This is a genomic window from Ruegeria atlantica, from assembly GCF_013033965.1.
Lineage (GTDB): Bacteria > Pseudomonadota > Alphaproteobacteria > Rhodobacterales > Rhodobacteraceae > Ruegeria > Ruegeria atlantica_D.
Map to the genome: position 1 here is coordinate 140,850 of NZ_WQFE01000005.1, position 15,549 is coordinate 156,398.

Below are 15,549 nucleotides of genomic sequence, written 5' to 3' on the forward strand. Positions count from 1 at the left end.
TGTTTAATCAGGGAGACTAGTTATGAATCATCTAATTTTGTTTTCTATCATTGCTGTTTCTATTACAGCTGCGGGAGTCGCTCAGGCAGATTATAAGCGCATCAAAAATGCAGATCAGTTCAACACTCAGTTGGTCGGCAAAAAACTGACCGATGAGCAAGGAAACGTATTTATTGCCAACGCCGACGGCACGGTTTCAGCTAAGTTGACAAGCGGCAAGAAATTCAGCGGCAGTTGGGTTTGGAACAAGAAATTCTGGTGCCGCAACGGCGTGCTGGACGGCAAGGCGCTTGGAACCGACTGCCAGGTTTGGGAAATTGACGGAAACTCGGCGCGTATGACCCGGGAAAAGGGCAAGGGCAAAACAACCGTTTACAAGGTTTCAAACTAGCTTCCCCCCATACACTCTATCTCGTGATACACTATTCCTGCCCTACTTTGGGCAGGACAATCTGTACGCTTGGAATGGAGGCGACGATGAGACCAGTGGTGTTACTGATTGGACGCTTGCCAAATGTGATCGGAGATGTTGCGCGGCAACTTGATCACCTTCCGATCCAATGGCTTGGCGCGCATGATCAGGAAGAAGTCAAACGGCAGCTGGACGAAGAACCGCGCATCACTTGTGCGATCATGGGGGCGGGTCTTGATGACAGGATACGCGGCGAGATGGTGGGCATCATTGCGGCGCGTCGGCCGGATATCTGCATCCACCTCAAGGATCGCGCGTCCGGCCCCGAAGGGTTGGTGCCTTTTGTGCAAAGGGTCGTTCAGTATGAAATTCTGGACAGTCTGGAACATAGCTGACGCCACGCCACCTTTGACAGCCCGCCTGTCGCTTTGCACTCTGCCGGGCGGGAGGACGGAATGCCGCTTGAAATTCTACTGGTTCTGGTGGTCGGAGGCATCGCCGGGATAACCCTGTTGCTGCACCTGACAGGTAAATCCCGTTTGCGCGTGCTATCGCCCGAGTTGGCGCGGTCAGAGTGGCTGCGCCATGCGCCGGATGATGCGATCGTAGATGTCACTGTTGCACATGACGGGCACTCAGCCTTGATCCGAACCGAGGCAGGCAATGGCCTGCTGTGGTCATTCGGCGCAGACACCGTGGCCCGGCATTTGCTGGACTTTGATCTGCTGGATCACCCGCAAGGGTTCGAGGTTCAGTTCCACGACTTCGGAACACCCAGGGCCATCCTCCACCTTGACGAAACAGAACGCCACCACTGGCAGCACCTGATGGAGCCCGCATGACCGACCACGTGACTTTCCCGGACGCCGTGCAGTGGGCTGTCCCCTTTTTCATAGCCGCAATTCTGGCCGAGTTCCTATGGATCGCCGTCAAAGGGCGCGGCGGGCGCTATGAAACGCGCGACGCCGTCACATCGCTGATCATGGGGGCAGGCAATATCGCGTCCGGCTTTCTTTTGGGGTTCATTGCCTATGCGTTCTTCATGTGGCTGTGGCAGATCACGCCGCTGAACTTGGGTACGTCCATCCCCGTTATTATCCTGTGTTTTGTGCTGGATGATTTCCGCTATTACTGGGTGCACCGTTTTGGTCACCGCATCCGCTGGGTCTGGGCCAGCCACGTGAACCATCACAGCTCGCAACACTACAACCTGACCACCGCGCTGCGTCAGACCTGGACCTATACGTTTACCTTCATGATGGTGGTGCGTGCGCCGCTGATCCTGCTGGGTTTCCATCCCGCAATGGTGCTGTTCGTGGGTGGGCTGAACCTGATCTATCAGTTCTGGATCCACACCGAAGCTATTGGCAAAATGCCCCGCTGGTTCGAGGCCGTCATGAACACCCCCAGCCACCACCGCGCGCATCACGGTCGCAATGCGCGCTATCTGGATTGCAACTATGCCGGTGTGTTCATCATCTGGGACAAGCTTTTTGGGACCTTTGTGCCGGAACAGGAAGACGACCGCGTCGATTATGGGCTGGTGCACAATATCGGTACGTTCAACCCGCTGCGCGTGGCCTTTCACGAATGGGTTGGAATTTGGCGCGACGCGACGCAACCGGGACTGACACTGCGTCAGCGTCTGGCCTATTGCTTTGCGCCCCCGGGCTACAGTCATGATGGCAGCCGGGACAATTCCGAGCAGATCAAAGCCAAGCATCTGGCCCGTCACCCGGAAGATCGCGGAACGCCTGGATTCGAGCAGTTCGACGCCAAACAGCCCAATACGCAGGCAAAACAGGCCTGAACCCGCCGACCCATTCGACCTGATTCTTGAAATCCGGTCCTCGCGTCCCATATCCAACCGATGTGCGCAGTGCGAGTAACCGGAGGCCACCATGAGCAGACTGACAACCCTGTCCACCGTAATGGGTCTTTCCGGTGTAATTTTGGCAATGCTAACCGCCCTTGCTGGTGGTGCGGTTGAATTCGTCGCGTTGGGCTTTGGCATGATGCTTTTGGGCTTCATGGGTGCGGTGGTCGGCGGCTTTGCCGCACTGGGACGCATCTGGGAAACGACGCGCTGACCCAGCCTGATCTCGATCAATCGCGTTCTTCTTAACCGCGGATTCATACCTTTCCCCTGAAATCGTCACCAGACCGGCGACGCAAAGGGAAACGGGTTGCACATGCGGAAAAAGGAACTGGCAGATTTGCCCGAAGGCGGGGACAGCCCCCTGAACGCGGCCGTGAAATCCCGCGATGCCTCCACAATTGAAATGGCCACTGAGGCGGTGAAACACAAACAGTGCAAGCTGGCTTTTCAACCCGTGATGCAAGCGAATGAGCCTGGCGGCGTCGCCTTTTACGAAGGGTTCATCAGGGTTCTGGACGAAACCGGGCGGGTCATCCCCGCGCGCGAATTCATGCCACAATTGGAAAACACCCCAATCGGGCGGGAATTGGACTGTGTCGCGCTGGAAATGGGTCTGCGGACATTGACCAAAAACCCCGAAATTCGCCTCTCTATCAATATGTCCGCCCGTTCGATCGGCTATGCACGATGGTCACGAGTGCTGGAGCGGTTCCTAAAAAAGGACACCAGTATCGGTGAACGGCTGATTTTGGAAATCTCGGAAAGCTCAGCAATGACAGTGCCTGAGCTCGTGATTGATTTCATGGACAGGTTGCAGCCGCGCGGCGTCGCCTTTGCGCTTGATGATTTTGGAGCCAGCAATTTCAGCTTTCGCAATTTCCGCGAGTTTTTCTTTGATGCCGCCAAGATTGACGGCCAGTTCATCCATGGCATCAGCGAAAATCGGGACAATCAGGCGCTGGTGCGGGCCTTGATCGCAGTGGCACGGGAATTCGAGATTCTGGTGACCGCCGAATCAGTCGAAACGCAAAAGGACGCCGAATTCCTTATCGCCAACGGTGTGGATTGCCTGCAGGGGTTCCTGTTCGGTGCCCCGACCGTTTCCGCCCCATGGAAGATGGAAAAGCGCGCCCGTACAGCCAGTTAGCGTGAATTGCCCTGTCCACAACACGCCTGAGGCAAGCTGACCGTTGCTGCAACTGCAGCGTTGCGCTATGCCATGAGGAGTTGGAGCGGGGAACATGAGGCGCTCTTGACTACCACAGGGTTCTCTCTGTGCGATCCGCGCCGTCGAATATCCCGCAGGACCTTGACGGTAAAGGATTGTCTAAATGACCAACGTAGTAATCGCATCTGCCGCGCGTACCGGAGTGGGCAGCTTTGGTGGCTCGTTTGCAAACACCCCCGCGCATGATCTTGGGGCGGCCGTGCTGGAGGCCGTAGTAGAACGTGCGGGCGTGGAAAAGGGCGAAGTCAGCGAAACCATTCTGGGACAGGTGCTGACGGCCGCTCAGGGTCAGAACCCCGCCCGTCAGGCGCATATCAACGCCGGCCTACCGCAGGAAAGCGCAGCCTGGGGCATCAACCAGGTTTGCGGCTCGGGTCTGCGGGCAGTGGCGCTGGGTGCACAGCACATCCAATTGGGTGACGCCGAGATCGTTGCCGCCGGTGGTCAGGAAAACATGACACTGTCGCCCCATGCCGCCGCTCTGCGGGCTGGTCAAAAGATGGGCGACATGAAGTACATCGACACGATGATCCGCGACGGTCTGTGGGATGCGTTCAACGGCTATCACATGGGTCAGACCGCTGAGAACGTCGCCGAAAAGTGGCAGATCAGCCGTGACATGCAGGACGAATTTGCTGTCGCCTCGCAGAACAAGGCTGAGGCCGCGCAGAAGGCTGGTAAGTTCGCCGACGAAATCACGCCATTCACCATCAAAACCCGCAAGGGCGACATCGTGATGGACAGCGACGAATACATCCGCCACGGCGCGACAATGGAAGCCATGGGCAAACTGCGCCCCGCTTTCACCAAGGACGGCTCCGTAACCGCCGCCAACGCCTCCGGTCTGAACGACGGCGCAGCGGCAACCCTTCTGATGTCGGCCGAGAATGCCGAAAAGCGCGGGATTGAACCTCTGGCGCGCATCGCTTCCTACGCTACTGCCGGTCTGGACCCGTCGATCATGGGTGTTGGCCCGATCTACGCCTCGCGCAAAGCGCTGGAGAAAGCAGGCTGGTCGGTAGACGACCTGGATCTGGTTGAAGCCAACGAAGCCTTTGCCGCGCAGGCCTGCGCCGTGAACAAGGACATGGGCTGGGATCCGGCGATCGTGAACGTTAACGGTGGCGCCATTGCCATCGGTCACCCGATCGGTGCGTCCGGCTGCCGCGTTCTGAACACGCTTCTGTTCGAAATGAAGCGCCGCGATGCGAAGAAAGGTCTCGCGACCCTCTGCATCGGTGGCGGCATGGGCGTTGCCCTGTGCGTGGAGCGCGATTAATTGCGTTGATAACCAAATAGAAAAGGGCGTCCGCTGGGCGCCCTTTTTTGTTACATTGGGGTCTTACCCCTTAGATGCGACGATATTGCCACCCGGAATTTTGAAATTCATGACGAAACAATATTGCGCACGATCACCTCTCAAAGTAACAGCATTACCAAGACGACTTAAATTGGAGGATTCCTAAATGGCACGTACAGCACTCGTTACCGGCGGCTCCCGCGGCATCGGCGCAGCAATTTCCAAGGCGCTTAAGGCCGAAGGGTATAACGTTGCGGCCACCTATGCGGGGAATGACGAAGCCGCAGCGAAGTTCACCGAAGAGACAGGCATCGCCACTTACAAGTGGAACGTCGCCGATTACGACGAATCCAAAGCGGGCATCGAAAAAGTTGAGGCCGAGGTTGGCCCTATCGACATCGTTGTCGCCAACGCAGGTATCACCCGCGACGCTCCGTTCCACAAGATGACGCCCGAGCAGTGGCATCAGGTAATCGACACCAACTTGACCGGCGTGTTCAATACCGTACACCCCGTCTGGAATGGTATGCGCGAGCGTAAGTTCGGCCGCGTCATCGTCATCAGCTCGATCAACGGTCAAAAAGGCCAGTTCGCGCAAGTGAACTATGCCGCAACCAAAGCGGGCGACTTGGGCATCGTGAAATCGCTGGCACAGGAAGGCGCGCGCGCAGGCATCACCGCAAACGCGATCTGCCCCGGCTACATCGCGACCGAGATGGTGATGGCGGTTCCGGAAAAAGTCCGCGAATCCATCATCGGTCAGATCCCGGCAGGCCGTCTGGGTGAGCCCGAAGAAATCGCCCGCTGTGTGGCATTTCTGGCCTCAGACGATTCTCAGTTCATCAACGGCTCGACAATCTCGGCCAACGGCGCACAGTTCTTCGTCTGATCCAAGGCGCAAAAAAGACAACGGGCCGGTCCTTGCGGACCGGCCCTTTTTTATCCCGTAAGAACGCGCGCGCTGCGCTCAGCGGGAACCGAATAGCCAGTTAATGATGTGTTTGATCATCTTGCCGCGTTCGGCGTGCGCCCGCTGAAAGGCGCGGGCAGCTGCGGGGTTGGTCGTCATTTCGATCATGACCGTCATCCTTTCAGTTCAGCTTTGTTTGACTTGTGTTCAATATGCACCTTATCAATCTAGGTGACAAACGAGCTTTCTTTGGATTTCGGTTAAGAATTTCTTGTGTACGTATGAGCGATAACCTTCCCCCCCTTACCGCCTTGCGCGCATTCGACGCTGCCGCGCGCCACATGTCATTTGCCAAAGCCGCAGCAGAGCTGCACGTCACGCCGGCGGCCTTGTCTTTTCAGATCAAATCGCTGGAGGCGCATCTGGGCCGCCCCTTGTTTCACCGCCTGAATCGCGCTGTGGAACTGACTGAAGCCGGGCGCGCCCTGGCCCCGGGTGCGGCCGAGGGGTTCGCTGCTCTGCAGACGGCCTGGCAAGCCGCCCGGCGGCAGGGTAACGACACTAGTTTGACGGTCACCGCGGGACCGGCGCTGACAGCCAAATGGTTGGCACCACGCCTGTATGAATTTGCCCGCGCCCATCCCGAGATTGACCTGAAATTCTCGGCAACATTGCGGATCATGGATCTTGAACGCGATGACGTAGATGTCGCCATTCGGTTCGGCTATGGCGGAGATGAGGGGTTGTATTCGCTTCCGGTGCGCAAAGAGTGGTTAACACCGGTAATGACTCCGGAACTGGCCGGGCAATTCCCCACACCCGACAGCCTGCGGGATGCGCCTCTGATCTTTGACGACTCGATTGCGTTTCTGCAGCCGCCCAGCGATTGGCCAACATGGTTCCGGGTTGTGGGCGTGGATTTCGTGCCTTCACATGGCGCGCATTTTTCAAATGCGGACCACGCGATTGATGCCGCGGTCGCAGGCGTCGGCGTGGCCCTGGGTCGCCGCGCAATGATCATCAAGGATTTGACCGAAGGCCGGCTTGTCGCGCCGTTCAAGACAGCTATCGAAACGCGGGGCCGCTTTCGGTTCCTGTGCCTGCCTGGTGCGGAAAGCAGACCCCAGATCGCGGCCTTTCGTGACTGGTTCATTGCTGAGATCGAAAAAACCGCACATATCTCGGATGAGTTCGACATCATCCCGATAGAAGAGGCCCCCGCCCAATGAAAAGAACGCGCGCGACGGCAATCGGGTTTATTGCAGTTCTGTTGTGGTCCTTGCTGGCCCTGTTCACAGTCGGGTCTTCGCCTACACCGCCGCTGTTGCTGAATACCATTTGCTTTTCAATCGGGGGAACTCTGGGCCTGATCTGGACTTGGCGCAACGGCCAACTCGGGCAACTGCGCAACATTCCATGGACCACTTATCTATTTGGTACAATTGGACTTTTTGGCTATCACGCGCTGTATTTCTCGGCACTACGCATAGCCCCTGCGGCCGAAGCCGGGCTGATCGCCTATCTCTGGCCATTGCTCATCGTTTTGTTTTCCGGGCTTCTACCGGGTGAGCATCTGCGTATCGGGCATTTGATCGGCGCATGCCTGGGCTTCGCTGGGGCCGCCGTGATCATCGCCGGGGGCGGCAGCATGGGGTTTCAGAGCGACCACCTGCCCGGCTATGCGCTGGCTTTATTATGCGCGCTGACATGGTCCGGCTACTCGGTCTTGTCCCGTCGATTGGGCGATACCCCAACCAGTTCCGTTGCCGTTTTCTGCATTGCCACGGCCATTGCGTCCGGCGCACTGCACCTCGCCGTGGAAGAAACCGTTTGGCCAGCCACCACTTTTGGCTGGGCGTCCGTCATCGCCCTGGGTCTTGGGCCTGTGGGATTGGCGTTCTATGTCTGGGATATTGGGGTCAAACAAGGTGACATTCAGGTTTTGGGCACCGCATCTTACGCAGCCCCCTTATTGTCGACACTTGCTTTGGTTGTGGCCGGGATCGCCGCCCTGTCCTGGGGTTTGGCGATCGCGGCCCTGTTAATAACTGGCGGCGCGGGCATTGCCGCACGGGCGAGTGTTAAACGCTAGGCTGACAGGCGCTCGATCTCTTCCTTTAGCTTCAGTTTTTGTTTTTTGAGTTGAGCGATATGGAGATCATCGATGCCTGGCGAGCGTTGGGCTTGTTCGACTTCAAGACCGAGAGTTTCGTGCTTTTTCTTCAGTTCGGTCAGATGTGCGCTCACGCTCATGGCGATACTCCTTCGTTGGTGTCTCAGGTTCACGTAAGAAGTTGACCACATCGTTTCCAGCCTGTCACGCCGCAGACGCACAGAATCTGTAATAAATCCGACAAATTCGGCTGGTTAATGCCTATTGGCCAGAAAATCCAGGCAGCGAAGACCCTTTGCGCAACACGTCAGAGATCTGCTGGTTATAGCTCTCACCGTCACGTTCGTGCCGATTGCCGTCATGCAAAATCACCGGAGCACGCAGCTGAAAATCAGCGCGACCACCCTTTCTGGCCCGTAATATCACCAATTCAGCCTTGCGACCGGTTCTGGCAGCCAGAGGCAGGACTTCAACCGATCCCAGCCGCCCCTCACATGCAACAAGCATATCCGGAAGGCGGTTGGCTTTCTGAATCATGTGCAAATAGCCCCGGGGCGCGAGACGCTTGGCTGCACAGTCGAACCAACGTTCCAGGGGCGTTTGCTCGCCCAATGCGATACTGCGCCCCGCGTCCTCTGCCGGGCTATGAGCCCCGGTGCGATAATAGGGCGGGTTGGCGATCACATGGTCAAATTGCCGCTGCTTAAGCGCGGCCGGCAAGTCGTTGAGATCGGCCTCGACCATCTCTAGCGGTGCATTGTTTTCGGCAGCATTTCGACGCGCCAGACCGGCATAGCTAGCCTGCAACTCAACCCCAACAGCCTGCAATCCTGATACGCGTGCCATCAGACACAGGATCGCCGCACCCGCACCGCATCCCAGTTCCAGCACGGTGTGACCACGTGTCGCCGGGACCACCGCCGCCAACAGAACCGGATCCACACCAGCGCGATATCCCGAACGCGGCTGTAACAGGCGCACTCGCCCGCCCAAAAAGTCATTTCGGGTCAGTTCGCTATCGGAAAACAGGCTCATCTGCCCAACGGAATTTCATTGTCACGCATGACCCGTTCTGCGCGGGTCAGGTCATCGGCTCGTACCATCAGGCGGCGTGGGAAGATTCCTATGCCGCCTTCGAGGATGCTCATATTTACGTCCATCTGAAAGCAGTCTATATCCTCGCCCTCAAGAAGGGCGGAAGCAAAAGCCAGAATCGTTGGATCGGTGCTGCGCAGTAGTTCTTTCATGGGGATTGATGTAAGGGCAAGGCAAGGCGGAAGTCGAGCCTTGTATCAGGAGAGTGATGAACATCGACACGATCTCGAAACCGCATGAGCGACTGGCCGAGATTCTGGACAGCGAAATGAATGCCGTGAACCAGTTGATCCGCACGCGCATGGCATCGGAACACGCACCCCGTATCCCGGAAGTGACGGCACATCTTGTCGAAGCTGGTGGCAAGCGCCTGCGCCCTATGTTGACGCTGGCGGCCGCCCGGTTGTTTGATTACGCAGGGGATCACCACGTGCGTCTGGCCGCGACGGTCGAGTTCATTCACACAGCGACCCTGCTACATGACGATGTCGTTGACGAAAGCGCACAGCGGCGTGGTCGACCCACGGCGAACCTTTTGTGGGACAACAAATCCAGCGTTCTGGTGGGCGATTACCTGTTTTCCCGCAGCTTCCAGCTGATGGTTGAAACCGGGTCGCTACGGGTGCTGGATATTCTGGCCAATGCCTCGGCCACGATCGCCGAGGGCGAAGTGCTGCAGATGACAGCAGCCACCGATCTGGGCACCACCGAGGCCATTTACCTGCAGGTCGTGCGCGGTAAGACCGCCGCTCTGTTTTCGGCTGCAACAGAGGTGGGCGGTGTGATCGCCGACGCGGCCGAGGATCAGGTCAAGGCGCTGTACGAATACGGCGATGCGCTTGGTATCGCGTTCCAGATTGCCGATGACCTGTTGGATTATCAGGGTGACAGCAAGGCCACCGGCAAGAATGTCGGGGACGACTTCCGCGAGCGTAAACTCACCCTTCCCGTCATCAAGGCCATCGCGCAGGCCACAGAGGAAGAGCACGCATTTTGGGAGCGAACAATTGGTCGCGGCCGTCAGGAAGACGGCGATCTGGACCATGCGCTGAGCCTGATGAGCAAGTACGGCACGCTGGACGCCACGCGTTCTGACGCGTTTGGGTGGGCCACCAAAGCCAAGACCGCATTGGACGCCCTACCCGATCACGAGATTCGCACCCTGCTGCGTGATTTGGCCGACTACGTGGTCTCGCGCCTCAATTAAGCTGGGTTGCGCGGCACCACCAATCGGGATGCGCCGCGCCGATCTCATAGGCGGCAAAATGAGCGGCCTTCATCGTTGGATAAAGGGCGAAACAGGTCGAACCTGAGCCCGACATCCGCGACAACAGAGCATCTTTCGTACCCGACAGATCATCCAGGACCCGGGCAACCTCGGGTGCGAGGCTTTTTGTCGGTAGTTCCAGGTCATTGCGCTGACGCTGCAGCCAGTCTGCACATGTCTCAGGTGTTTCAAAGACCGGAATGTCACCGGGCATTGGCAGGTTGTCTCGGCTCTGCAGGGCAGAAAACACGGAGCCAGTCGGGACTTCAACACCGGGATTGACCAAAAGGGCCGGCATTGGCGGTAAAATAACCGGCTGTAACCGTTCGCCGACACCTCGCATCCGAGTGGCCGAGGCCGCCACGCAAACCGGCACATCTGCGCCAAGTGTCAGGGCGGTTTCGTCAGGTATCGCCAGATCCTGATCCGCAACCATGCGCAGCGTTGCCGCCGCATCAGACGACCCGCCACCAATCCCCCCGCCATGCGGCAGCACTTTGTTCAGGTTGATATGGCCAGTCCATCCAGCGGCGGCAGCCGCTTTCCAGACCAGATTTCGATCATCCGCTGGCACCCCCTCAGCGTGTTCACCCGTGACGGACATCGACAGCTCGGGTCCCGGCGTGAATTCCAGCGTATCGCCGACATCTGCAAAAACCACCAGCGAATCGAGAAGATGATAGCCATCCGCGCGGCATCCGGTCACATGCAGAGTCAGGTTGATCTTGGCGGGCGCGAAGGCCTCAACCTTCATTGGCCACCTTAAGGGGATCGGCACCCTCTTCTACCAAAACCGCATCCAGGCCGACTTCGATCTTGCGGCGGATGCGTTCCGGATCGGCCTCTCCGTCCGTATCTTCTGGATCGATAAAGGACAGGGCGCGTTTCCACTGAAATTCAGCCTCGCGCGCCCGGCCGACGGCCCAATAGACGTCACCCAGATGATCATTCACTACAGGGTCGACGGGCATCAGCTCAACCGCGCGCTCCATATGCGCCACGGCTTCATCATAGCGACCAAGACGGAACAAAACCCACCCAAGACTGTCGACAATATAGCCGCTGTCGGGACGCGCCGCGACAGCGCGCTCGATCATGTCCAGCGCTTCGTCCAGCTTTTCCTGCCGTTCGACCAGCGAGTAGCCCAAATAGTTCAGAACCTGCGGCTGATCTGGGTTCAGTTCCAGCGCACGACGGAAGTCGGCCTCGGCCAGTTCCCAGTTCTTGAGGCGCTCATGCGAGATACCGCGCGCGTAATACAGAAACCAGTTGCCGCTGACACCCTGCTCGGTCAATTCGATTGCTGTGTCATAGGTCCCAACCGCGTCAGCATAGTTTTCCTGCCGCCTTTGCAGATCTGCCAAGGCCACGTGAACACTGGGCAAACCGGGGCTTTGTGCCGCTAGATTTTGGAGAACTTCGGCAGCTGCATCTGTTTTCCCCGACCGACCCAGAACTTCGGCCCGGCCCAATTCGGCGGCGTGGTAATCGCTGCTGGTTGAAGGGACCATGCGATAGGCTTCGACGGCCAGATCGTATTGTTCCAGTGCGTCCAGTAATTCAGCACTCAGAAGGATTGCATCCACGTGGTCCGGACGCAGAAACGCCGCAATCCGGGCGTAAAGAAGCACGTAATCCTGCGACGCCTCAGCGCTGAGCGCGGCACCTACGGAGAAGAAGACTTCTGCCATACCATCCTGGGCGGATTGCACATGAGTAAAAGGAAGCGTTTCGCCAGCCGTAAGGCGCGCCACGTACCCTTCGATGGACGGGTCGCTTCCTGCCGCAAACACTTCACCCAGGTACTGAACAGCGTCTTCGTTGCGGTCCAGTTGCGACAGAACTTCAGTCCGGGCCAATGCTGCACGACGTGAGAACCGCGAAACCGCCCCGTTGTTTTCCGCAAAGATCTCTTCGGCACGTTCGAAATCACCGATCGAAGCCAGCGCTAATGCTTCGTGGTATCGGGCGAATTCCCGAAGCCCTTCCTGGGTGCCAACTTTTTCGAACTGCTCCATCGCTTTGGTCATGGCACCCTGTGCCACATAGACCCAGCCCAGAACCAGACCATCCACCAGGGGTCCGACACCTTGGGTTTCAGGATCGCGCGCGAGCAGCTCATCCAGTTTTTTGTCAGCGATCAGATTTGCCATGATGACCATCTTTGCCGCCTGGCTTGGAAGGTCGAGCGCCTCGATGGACTGGGCGATTGGAAGCGCGCGCTCAACCTCGCCCAATGCAAGGCGTGCTACGACAACGTTTTCCAGAAGTTTGCCGTTTTCAGGGTCAGCGCGCAGGGCCTGCGCATAATATTTCTCGGCAGAGGTATAGTCGCTTTGATAAATCGCCTGACGTCCGGCCAGATACGACCCAGAGCCAGAGTCCGACAGCGCCGGGAATGCAAATGTCGAAGTTAACAGCACAGCCAATGCCGTGCGACGAACGAGGGAAGCCACCAAAATCCTGCCTTGCTATCGTTGACTGCGCAACAAGCTAGGGCTTTGGTCAGGAAGAGGCAATGGCAGAGCCTTCACGACCCTGCCATTGCCCATGTTTTCGCTTACATGTTGGGATAGTTCGGTCCATCCCCGCCCTGCGGCGTGGTCCAGGTGATGTTCTGGCTGGGATCCTTGATGTCGCAGGTTTTGCAGTGGACGCAGTTCTGGAAGTTGATGACGAATCGCGGGCCATCTTCATCCTCGACCATCTCGTACACGCCCGCCGGGCAATAGCGCTGCGCCGGTTCATCGAACTTGGGCAGGTTGACCTTTACCGGGATTTCCGGGTCGGCCAGCTTCAGGTGGCAGGGCTGGGCCTCTTCGTGGTTAGTGGCTGCGAAGGACACGTTGGTCAGGCGATCAAAGGACAGCGTGCCATCAGGCTTCGGATAATCGATAGGCTTGTGCTTGCTGGCCTCTTCAGTCGCCTCGGCATCGTTCTTGCCGTGACCCAGCGTGCCCAGCAGCGAAAAGCCCAGCGTGTTGGTCCACATGTCCATACCACCCAGCATCAGGCTGGCGGTCAGGCCGTATTTCGACCACAGCGGTTTGACGTTACGCACTTTCTTCAAGTCCGCACCGATTGCGCCTTCGCGCACGTCGGTCTCATAAGCGGTCAGTTCGTCGCCCGAACGTTCGGCCTTGATCGCGTCGAATGCCGCTTCGGCCGCAGCCTTGCCCGACAACATTGCATTGTGGTTGCCCTTGATGCGCGGAACGTTGACCATGCCCGCCGAACAACCCAGCAGCGCCACACCCGGAGCCACCAGTTTCGGCATCGACTGCCAGCCGCCTTCGGTGATTGCACGTGCGCCATAGGCCACGCGCTTGCCGCCTTTCAAAAGATCGGCAACCACCGGGTGATGCTTGAAGCGCTGGAATTCCATGTAGGGGTACAGGTGCGGGTTCTTGTAATTCAGGTGAACCACGAAACCAACATAGACCTGATTGTTTTCAAGGTGATAGATGAACGACCCGCCACCTGCGTTGCTGCCAAGCGGCCACCCCATGGTGTGCGTGACCGAGCCTTCCTTGTGCTTGGCCGGGTCGATCTCCCAGATCTCTTTCATGCCAACGCCGTATTTCTGCGGCTCTTTACCCGCAGACAGGTCGTATTTGGCGATGACTTCCTTGGACAGCGAGCCACGGACACCTTCCGACAGGAACACGTACTTACCGTGCAGCTCCATGCCCGGCTCGGTGCCCGGACCATAGGACCCATCAGGCTCCAGTCCGAAGACACCGGCGACGACGCCTTTGACTTCGCCATTGTCGCCATAAACCAGCTCGGAACACGCCATGCCGGGGAAGATTTCCACACCCAGCTCTTCGGCTTGCTCGGCCATCCAGCGGCAGACATTGCCCATCGACACGATGTAATTGCCGTGGTTGTTCATCAGCGGCGGCATCGGGAAGTTGGGAATGCGGATCTTGCCCGCCTCACCCAGCATGTAGAAGTTATCTTCATGCACCGGCACGTTCAGCGGTGCGCCCTTTTCCTTCCAATCCGGGATCAGAGCGTCCAGCCCGCAGGGGTCCAGAACAGCGCCCGACAGAATATGCGCGCCCACTTCCGAGCCCTTTTCCAGAACCACGACATTCAGGTCGGCATCCAGCTGTTTCAGACGGATGGCCGCCGACAGGCCCGCGGGGCCTGCACCCACGATTACCACATCGTATTCCATCGCTTCGCGTTCAATCTCGGCCATCGCGGGCTCCTTAGCTAACTTTCCGAATTGGCGCTTTCACTGCGTGGTCTGCGCAATATTGTTTCACGGCTGATTACATGGTCGTAAACACCTTGGTCAATTAAAACACGGCGTAACTTTGCTGCAATGCGGCAGTTATGCCTCGGGAGAGTCCCCCATCAGGTATCTGGGACCGCTACCATTGGATTTTGCACGGTCATCCGGGTTGTAGAGAGCGCACTTCGGCAGGCTAAGGCACCCGCACCCGATGCAACCGTCCAGATTGTCGCGCAAACGCGTAAGGGTATCGATTCGCTGATCCAGATGTGCCCTCAGCCCTTTGCTGATGTCCTGCCAATCCTGCGGTGTTGGCGTGCGGTTTCCGGGCAGACCGGACAGGACCTCTCGAATCTCGGGCAGGGTCAGACCGAATTGCTGGGCGATCATCACAAAACTCAGACGCCGGATGTCTGCACGCTGATACCGCCGCTGCCCGCCCGCATTGCGCCAGGGCGAGATCAGCCCCTGCGCCTCGTAATACCTAATGGCCGAAACAGCCAATCCTGTGCGCCGGGCCAATGCGCCGATTGCCAACCCTTCCGAAACCGCCATGTCACTCTCCAAAAAATACCTTGATCTAAAGTTAGGTTTAGAAATTACAGTGAGTCGGAACAAGCAAAAAACACAAAGGAGATCTCATGATGGCGACGCTTGAACACACCAATTTCACTGTCCGTGATCCGCAGGCTTCGGCTGCATGGATGCACAAGGTGTTCGGTTGGAAAACACGGTGGGAAGGTCCGGCAATTGCGGGCGGCTACACGGTTCACGTGGGCACCAAGCACACCTACCTGGCACTTTACGCGCCCAGCGATCCACAGCCCTCCGGGGAAAGCAGCTATGACATCGTCGGCGGGCTGAATCACGTGGGCGTTCTGGTCGAAGACATCGACGCGACTGAGAAAAAAGTAATCGACGCCGGGTTTACCCCCAAATCCCACGCTGACTACGAACCGGGCCGACGGTTCTATTTTAATGACGACAATGACATCGAATTTGAAGTGATTAGCTACGAATAAGGTGTTCCGGGAAACACCCGACAGATTCTTTATCGCCAATGTCCCGAGGGCGCGAAGCGCGGCAGGGTATTGGCGATTCA

The 15,549-nt window shown here is 57.8% G+C and carries 19 protein-coding genes; 12 read left to right on the forward strand and 7 right to left on the reverse strand.

Going from position 1 to position 15,549, the window contains the following annotated elements; all coding sequences use genetic code 11:
• Nucleotides 1–22: 22 nt before the first annotated feature.
• The 10 genes from GOW16_RS11800 (at nucleotide 23) to yddG (ending at nucleotide 7,821) form a co-directional block, all read left to right on the forward strand.
• Complete coding sequence (locus tag GOW16_RS11800; RefSeq protein WP_170415092.1) at nucleotides 23–391, forward strand: hypothetical protein; 369 nt, start codon at nucleotides 23–25, stop codon at nucleotides 389–391.
• A gap of 86 nt (nucleotides 392–477) precedes the next feature.
• On the forward strand, nucleotides 478–807 hold the full coding sequence (locus tag GOW16_RS11805) for a hypothetical protein (protein WP_170415095.1): 330 nt from the start codon (nucleotides 478–480) through the stop codon (nucleotides 805–807).
• 60 nt (nucleotides 808–867) lie between these two features.
• On the forward strand, nucleotides 868–1,254 hold the full coding sequence (locus GOW16_RS11810; protein ID WP_170415098.1) for a hypothetical protein: 387 nt from the start codon (nucleotides 868–870) through the stop codon (nucleotides 1,252–1,254).
• On the forward strand, nucleotides 1,251–2,222 hold the full coding sequence (locus tag GOW16_RS11815; protein WP_170415101.1) for a sterol desaturase family protein: 972 nt from the start codon (nucleotides 1,251–1,253) through the stop codon (nucleotides 2,220–2,222). Before GOW16_RS11810 ends, GOW16_RS11815 begins: the two co-directional genes overlap by 4 nt.
• A gap of 91 nt (nucleotides 2,223–2,313) precedes the next feature.
• Nucleotides 2,314–2,502: a hypothetical protein gene (locus tag GOW16_RS11820; RefSeq protein ID WP_170415103.1), complete on the forward strand. Its 189-nt coding sequence runs from the start codon at nucleotides 2,314–2,316 to the stop codon at nucleotides 2,500–2,502.
• A 102-nt stretch (nucleotides 2,503–2,604) separates the two neighbouring features.
• Nucleotides 2,605–3,438 carry an EAL domain-containing protein gene (locus GOW16_RS11825; RefSeq protein ID WP_170415106.1) on the forward strand — a complete coding sequence of 278 codons (834 nt, stop codon included), beginning with the start codon at nucleotides 2,605–2,607 and terminating at the stop codon, nucleotides 3,436–3,438.
• 184 nt (nucleotides 3,439–3,622) lie between these two features.
• The gene (locus GOW16_RS11830; protein WP_170415109.1) at nucleotides 3,623–4,798 is read left to right on the forward strand and encodes an acetyl-CoA C-acetyltransferase; all 1,176 of its coding nucleotides are present in this window, start codon (nucleotides 3,623–3,625) and stop codon (nucleotides 4,796–4,798) included.
• 187 nt (nucleotides 4,799–4,985) lie between these two features.
• The gene (phbB, locus tag GOW16_RS11835) at nucleotides 4,986–5,708 is read left to right on the forward strand and encodes an acetoacetyl-CoA reductase (protein WP_155149791.1); all 723 of its coding nucleotides are present in this window, start codon (nucleotides 4,986–4,988) and stop codon (nucleotides 5,706–5,708) included.
• A gap of 302 nt (nucleotides 5,709–6,010) precedes the next feature.
• A complete protein-coding gene (locus tag GOW16_RS11840) occupies nucleotides 6,011–6,958 on the forward strand; it encodes a transcriptional regulator GcvA (RefSeq protein ID WP_170415112.1) in 948 nt (315 codons plus the stop codon).
• Complete coding sequence (gene yddG / locus GOW16_RS11845) at nucleotides 6,955–7,821, forward strand: aromatic amino acid exporter YddG (RefSeq protein ID WP_170415115.1); 867 nt, start codon at nucleotides 6,955–6,957, stop codon at nucleotides 7,819–7,821. The genes GOW16_RS11840 and yddG overlap by 4 nt, the downstream gene beginning before the upstream one ends.
• Here yddG and GOW16_RS11850 read toward each other — a convergent pair.
• The 3 genes from GOW16_RS11850 to GOW16_RS11860 all read right to left on the reverse strand — a co-directional run bounded on the left by GOW16_RS11850 (nucleotide 7,818) and on the right by GOW16_RS11860 (nucleotide 9,089).
• Nucleotides 7,818–7,982 carry a YdcH family protein gene (locus tag GOW16_RS11850; protein WP_170350663.1) on the reverse strand — a complete coding sequence of 55 codons (165 nt, stop codon included), beginning with the start codon at nucleotides 7,980–7,982 and terminating at the stop codon, nucleotides 7,818–7,820. The genes yddG and GOW16_RS11850 overlap by 4 nt on opposite strands.
• 121 nt (nucleotides 7,983–8,103) lie before the next feature.
• Nucleotides 8,104–8,877, reverse strand: a complete 774-nt coding sequence (locus GOW16_RS11855; protein WP_170415119.1) for a tRNA1(Val) (adenine(37)-N6)-methyltransferase — start codon at nucleotides 8,875–8,877, stop codon at nucleotides 8,104–8,106.
• Nucleotides 8,874–9,089 (reverse strand): putative signal transducing protein, encoded by a 216-nt coding sequence (locus GOW16_RS11860; RefSeq protein ID WP_037316655.1) that lies wholly within the window; start codon nucleotides 9,087–9,089, stop codon nucleotides 8,874–8,876. Before GOW16_RS11860 ends, GOW16_RS11855 begins: the two co-directional genes overlap by 4 nt.
• A gap of 56 nt (nucleotides 9,090–9,145) precedes the next feature.
• Here GOW16_RS11860 and GOW16_RS11865 point away from each other — a divergent pair, with 56 nt between their 5' ends.
• Complete coding sequence (locus tag GOW16_RS11865; protein WP_170415122.1) at nucleotides 9,146–10,144, forward strand: polyprenyl synthetase family protein; 999 nt, start codon at nucleotides 9,146–9,148, stop codon at nucleotides 10,142–10,144.
• Here the strand turns inward: GOW16_RS11865 and GOW16_RS11870 are convergent.
• From GOW16_RS11870 to soxR, 4 genes are all read right to left on the reverse strand, one after another.
• Entirely contained in the window at nucleotides 10,137–10,958 is an 822-nt protein-coding gene (locus GOW16_RS11870) for a 4-(cytidine 5'-diphospho)-2-C-methyl-D-erythritol kinase (protein ID WP_170415125.1), read from the reverse strand. The genes GOW16_RS11865 and GOW16_RS11870 overlap by 8 nt on opposite strands.
• On the reverse strand, nucleotides 10,948–12,660 hold the full coding sequence (locus GOW16_RS11875; protein WP_170415128.1) for a tetratricopeptide repeat protein: 1,713 nt from the start codon (nucleotides 12,658–12,660) through the stop codon (nucleotides 10,948–10,950). Before GOW16_RS11875 ends, GOW16_RS11870 begins: the two co-directional genes overlap by 11 nt.
• A gap of 104 nt (nucleotides 12,661–12,764) precedes the next feature.
• Nucleotides 12,765–14,411 (reverse strand): electron transfer flavoprotein-ubiquinone oxidoreductase, encoded by a 1,647-nt coding sequence (locus tag GOW16_RS11880; RefSeq protein WP_170415131.1) that lies wholly within the window; start codon nucleotides 14,409–14,411, stop codon nucleotides 12,765–12,767.
• Between the two features lie 135 nt (nucleotides 14,412–14,546).
• On the reverse strand, nucleotides 14,547–15,002 hold the full coding sequence (gene soxR / locus GOW16_RS11885; RefSeq protein WP_170415134.1) for a redox-sensitive transcriptional activator SoxR: 456 nt from the start codon (nucleotides 15,000–15,002) through the stop codon (nucleotides 14,547–14,549).
• A gap of 86 nt (nucleotides 15,003–15,088) precedes the next feature.
• Here soxR and GOW16_RS11890 point away from each other — a divergent pair, with 86 nt between their 5' ends.
• The gene (locus GOW16_RS11890; RefSeq protein WP_170415137.1) at nucleotides 15,089–15,469 is read left to right on the forward strand and encodes a VOC family protein; all 381 of its coding nucleotides are present in this window, start codon (nucleotides 15,089–15,091) and stop codon (nucleotides 15,467–15,469) included.
• Nucleotides 15,470–15,549 lie beyond the last annotated feature (80 nt).

Excerpts from the sequence above, each read along its gene's own strand:
- phbB (WP_155149791.1), top strand. The coding sequence starts at position 4,986 with ATGGCACGTACAGCACTCGTTACCGGCGGCTCCCGCGGCATCGGCGCA.
- GOW16_RS11825 (WP_170415106.1), top strand. The coding sequence starts at position 2,605 with ATGCGGAAAAAGGAACTGGCAGATTTGCCCGAAGGCGGGGACAGCCCC.
- GOW16_RS11800 (WP_170415092.1), top strand. The coding sequence starts at position 23 with ATGAATCATCTAATTTTGTTTTCTATCATTGCTGTTTCTATTACAGCT.
- GOW16_RS11830 (WP_170415109.1), top strand. The coding sequence starts at position 3,623 with ATGACCAACGTAGTAATCGCATCTGCCGCGCGTACCGGAGTGGGCAGC.
- GOW16_RS11815 (WP_170415101.1), top strand. The coding sequence starts at position 1,251 with ATGACCGACCACGTGACTTTCCCGGACGCCGTGCAGTGGGCTGTCCCC.
- GOW16_RS11865 (WP_170415122.1), top strand. The coding sequence starts at position 9,146 with ATGAACATCGACACGATCTCGAAACCGCATGAGCGACTGGCCGAGATT.
- GOW16_RS11880 (WP_170415131.1), bottom strand. The coding sequence starts at position 14,411 with ATGGCCGAGATTGAACGCGAAGCGATGGAATACGATGTGGTAATCGTG.
- GOW16_RS11805 (WP_170415095.1), top strand. The coding sequence starts at position 478 with ATGAGACCAGTGGTGTTACTGATTGGACGCTTGCCAAATGTGATCGGA.
- GOW16_RS11890 (WP_170415137.1), top strand. The coding sequence starts at position 15,089 with ATGATGGCGACGCTTGAACACACCAATTTCACTGTCCGTGATCCGCAG.
- soxR (WP_170415134.1), bottom strand. The coding sequence starts at position 15,002 with ATGGCGGTTTCGGAAGGGTTGGCAATCGGCGCATTGGCCCGGCGCACA.
- GOW16_RS11860 (WP_037316655.1), bottom strand. The coding sequence starts at position 9,089 with ATGAAAGAACTACTGCGCAGCACCGATCCAACGATTCTGGCTTTTGCT.
- GOW16_RS11820 (WP_170415103.1), top strand. The coding sequence starts at position 2,314 with ATGAGCAGACTGACAACCCTGTCCACCGTAATGGGTCTTTCCGGTGTA.
- GOW16_RS11850 (WP_170350663.1), bottom strand. The coding sequence starts at position 7,982 with ATGAGCGTGAGCGCACATCTGACCGAACTGAAGAAAAAGCACGAAACT.
- GOW16_RS11810 (WP_170415098.1), top strand. The coding sequence starts at position 868 with ATGCCGCTTGAAATTCTACTGGTTCTGGTGGTCGGAGGCATCGCCGGG.
- GOW16_RS11870 (WP_170415125.1), bottom strand. The coding sequence starts at position 10,958 with ATGAAGGTTGAGGCCTTCGCGCCCGCCAAGATCAACCTGACTCTGCAT.
- GOW16_RS11855 (WP_170415119.1), bottom strand. The coding sequence starts at position 8,877 with ATGAGCCTGTTTTCCGATAGCGAACTGACCCGAAATGACTTTTTGGGC.
- yddG (WP_170415115.1), top strand. The coding sequence starts at position 6,955 with ATGAAAAGAACGCGCGCGACGGCAATCGGGTTTATTGCAGTTCTGTTG.
- GOW16_RS11840 (WP_170415112.1), top strand. The coding sequence starts at position 6,011 with ATGAGCGATAACCTTCCCCCCCTTACCGCCTTGCGCGCATTCGACGCT.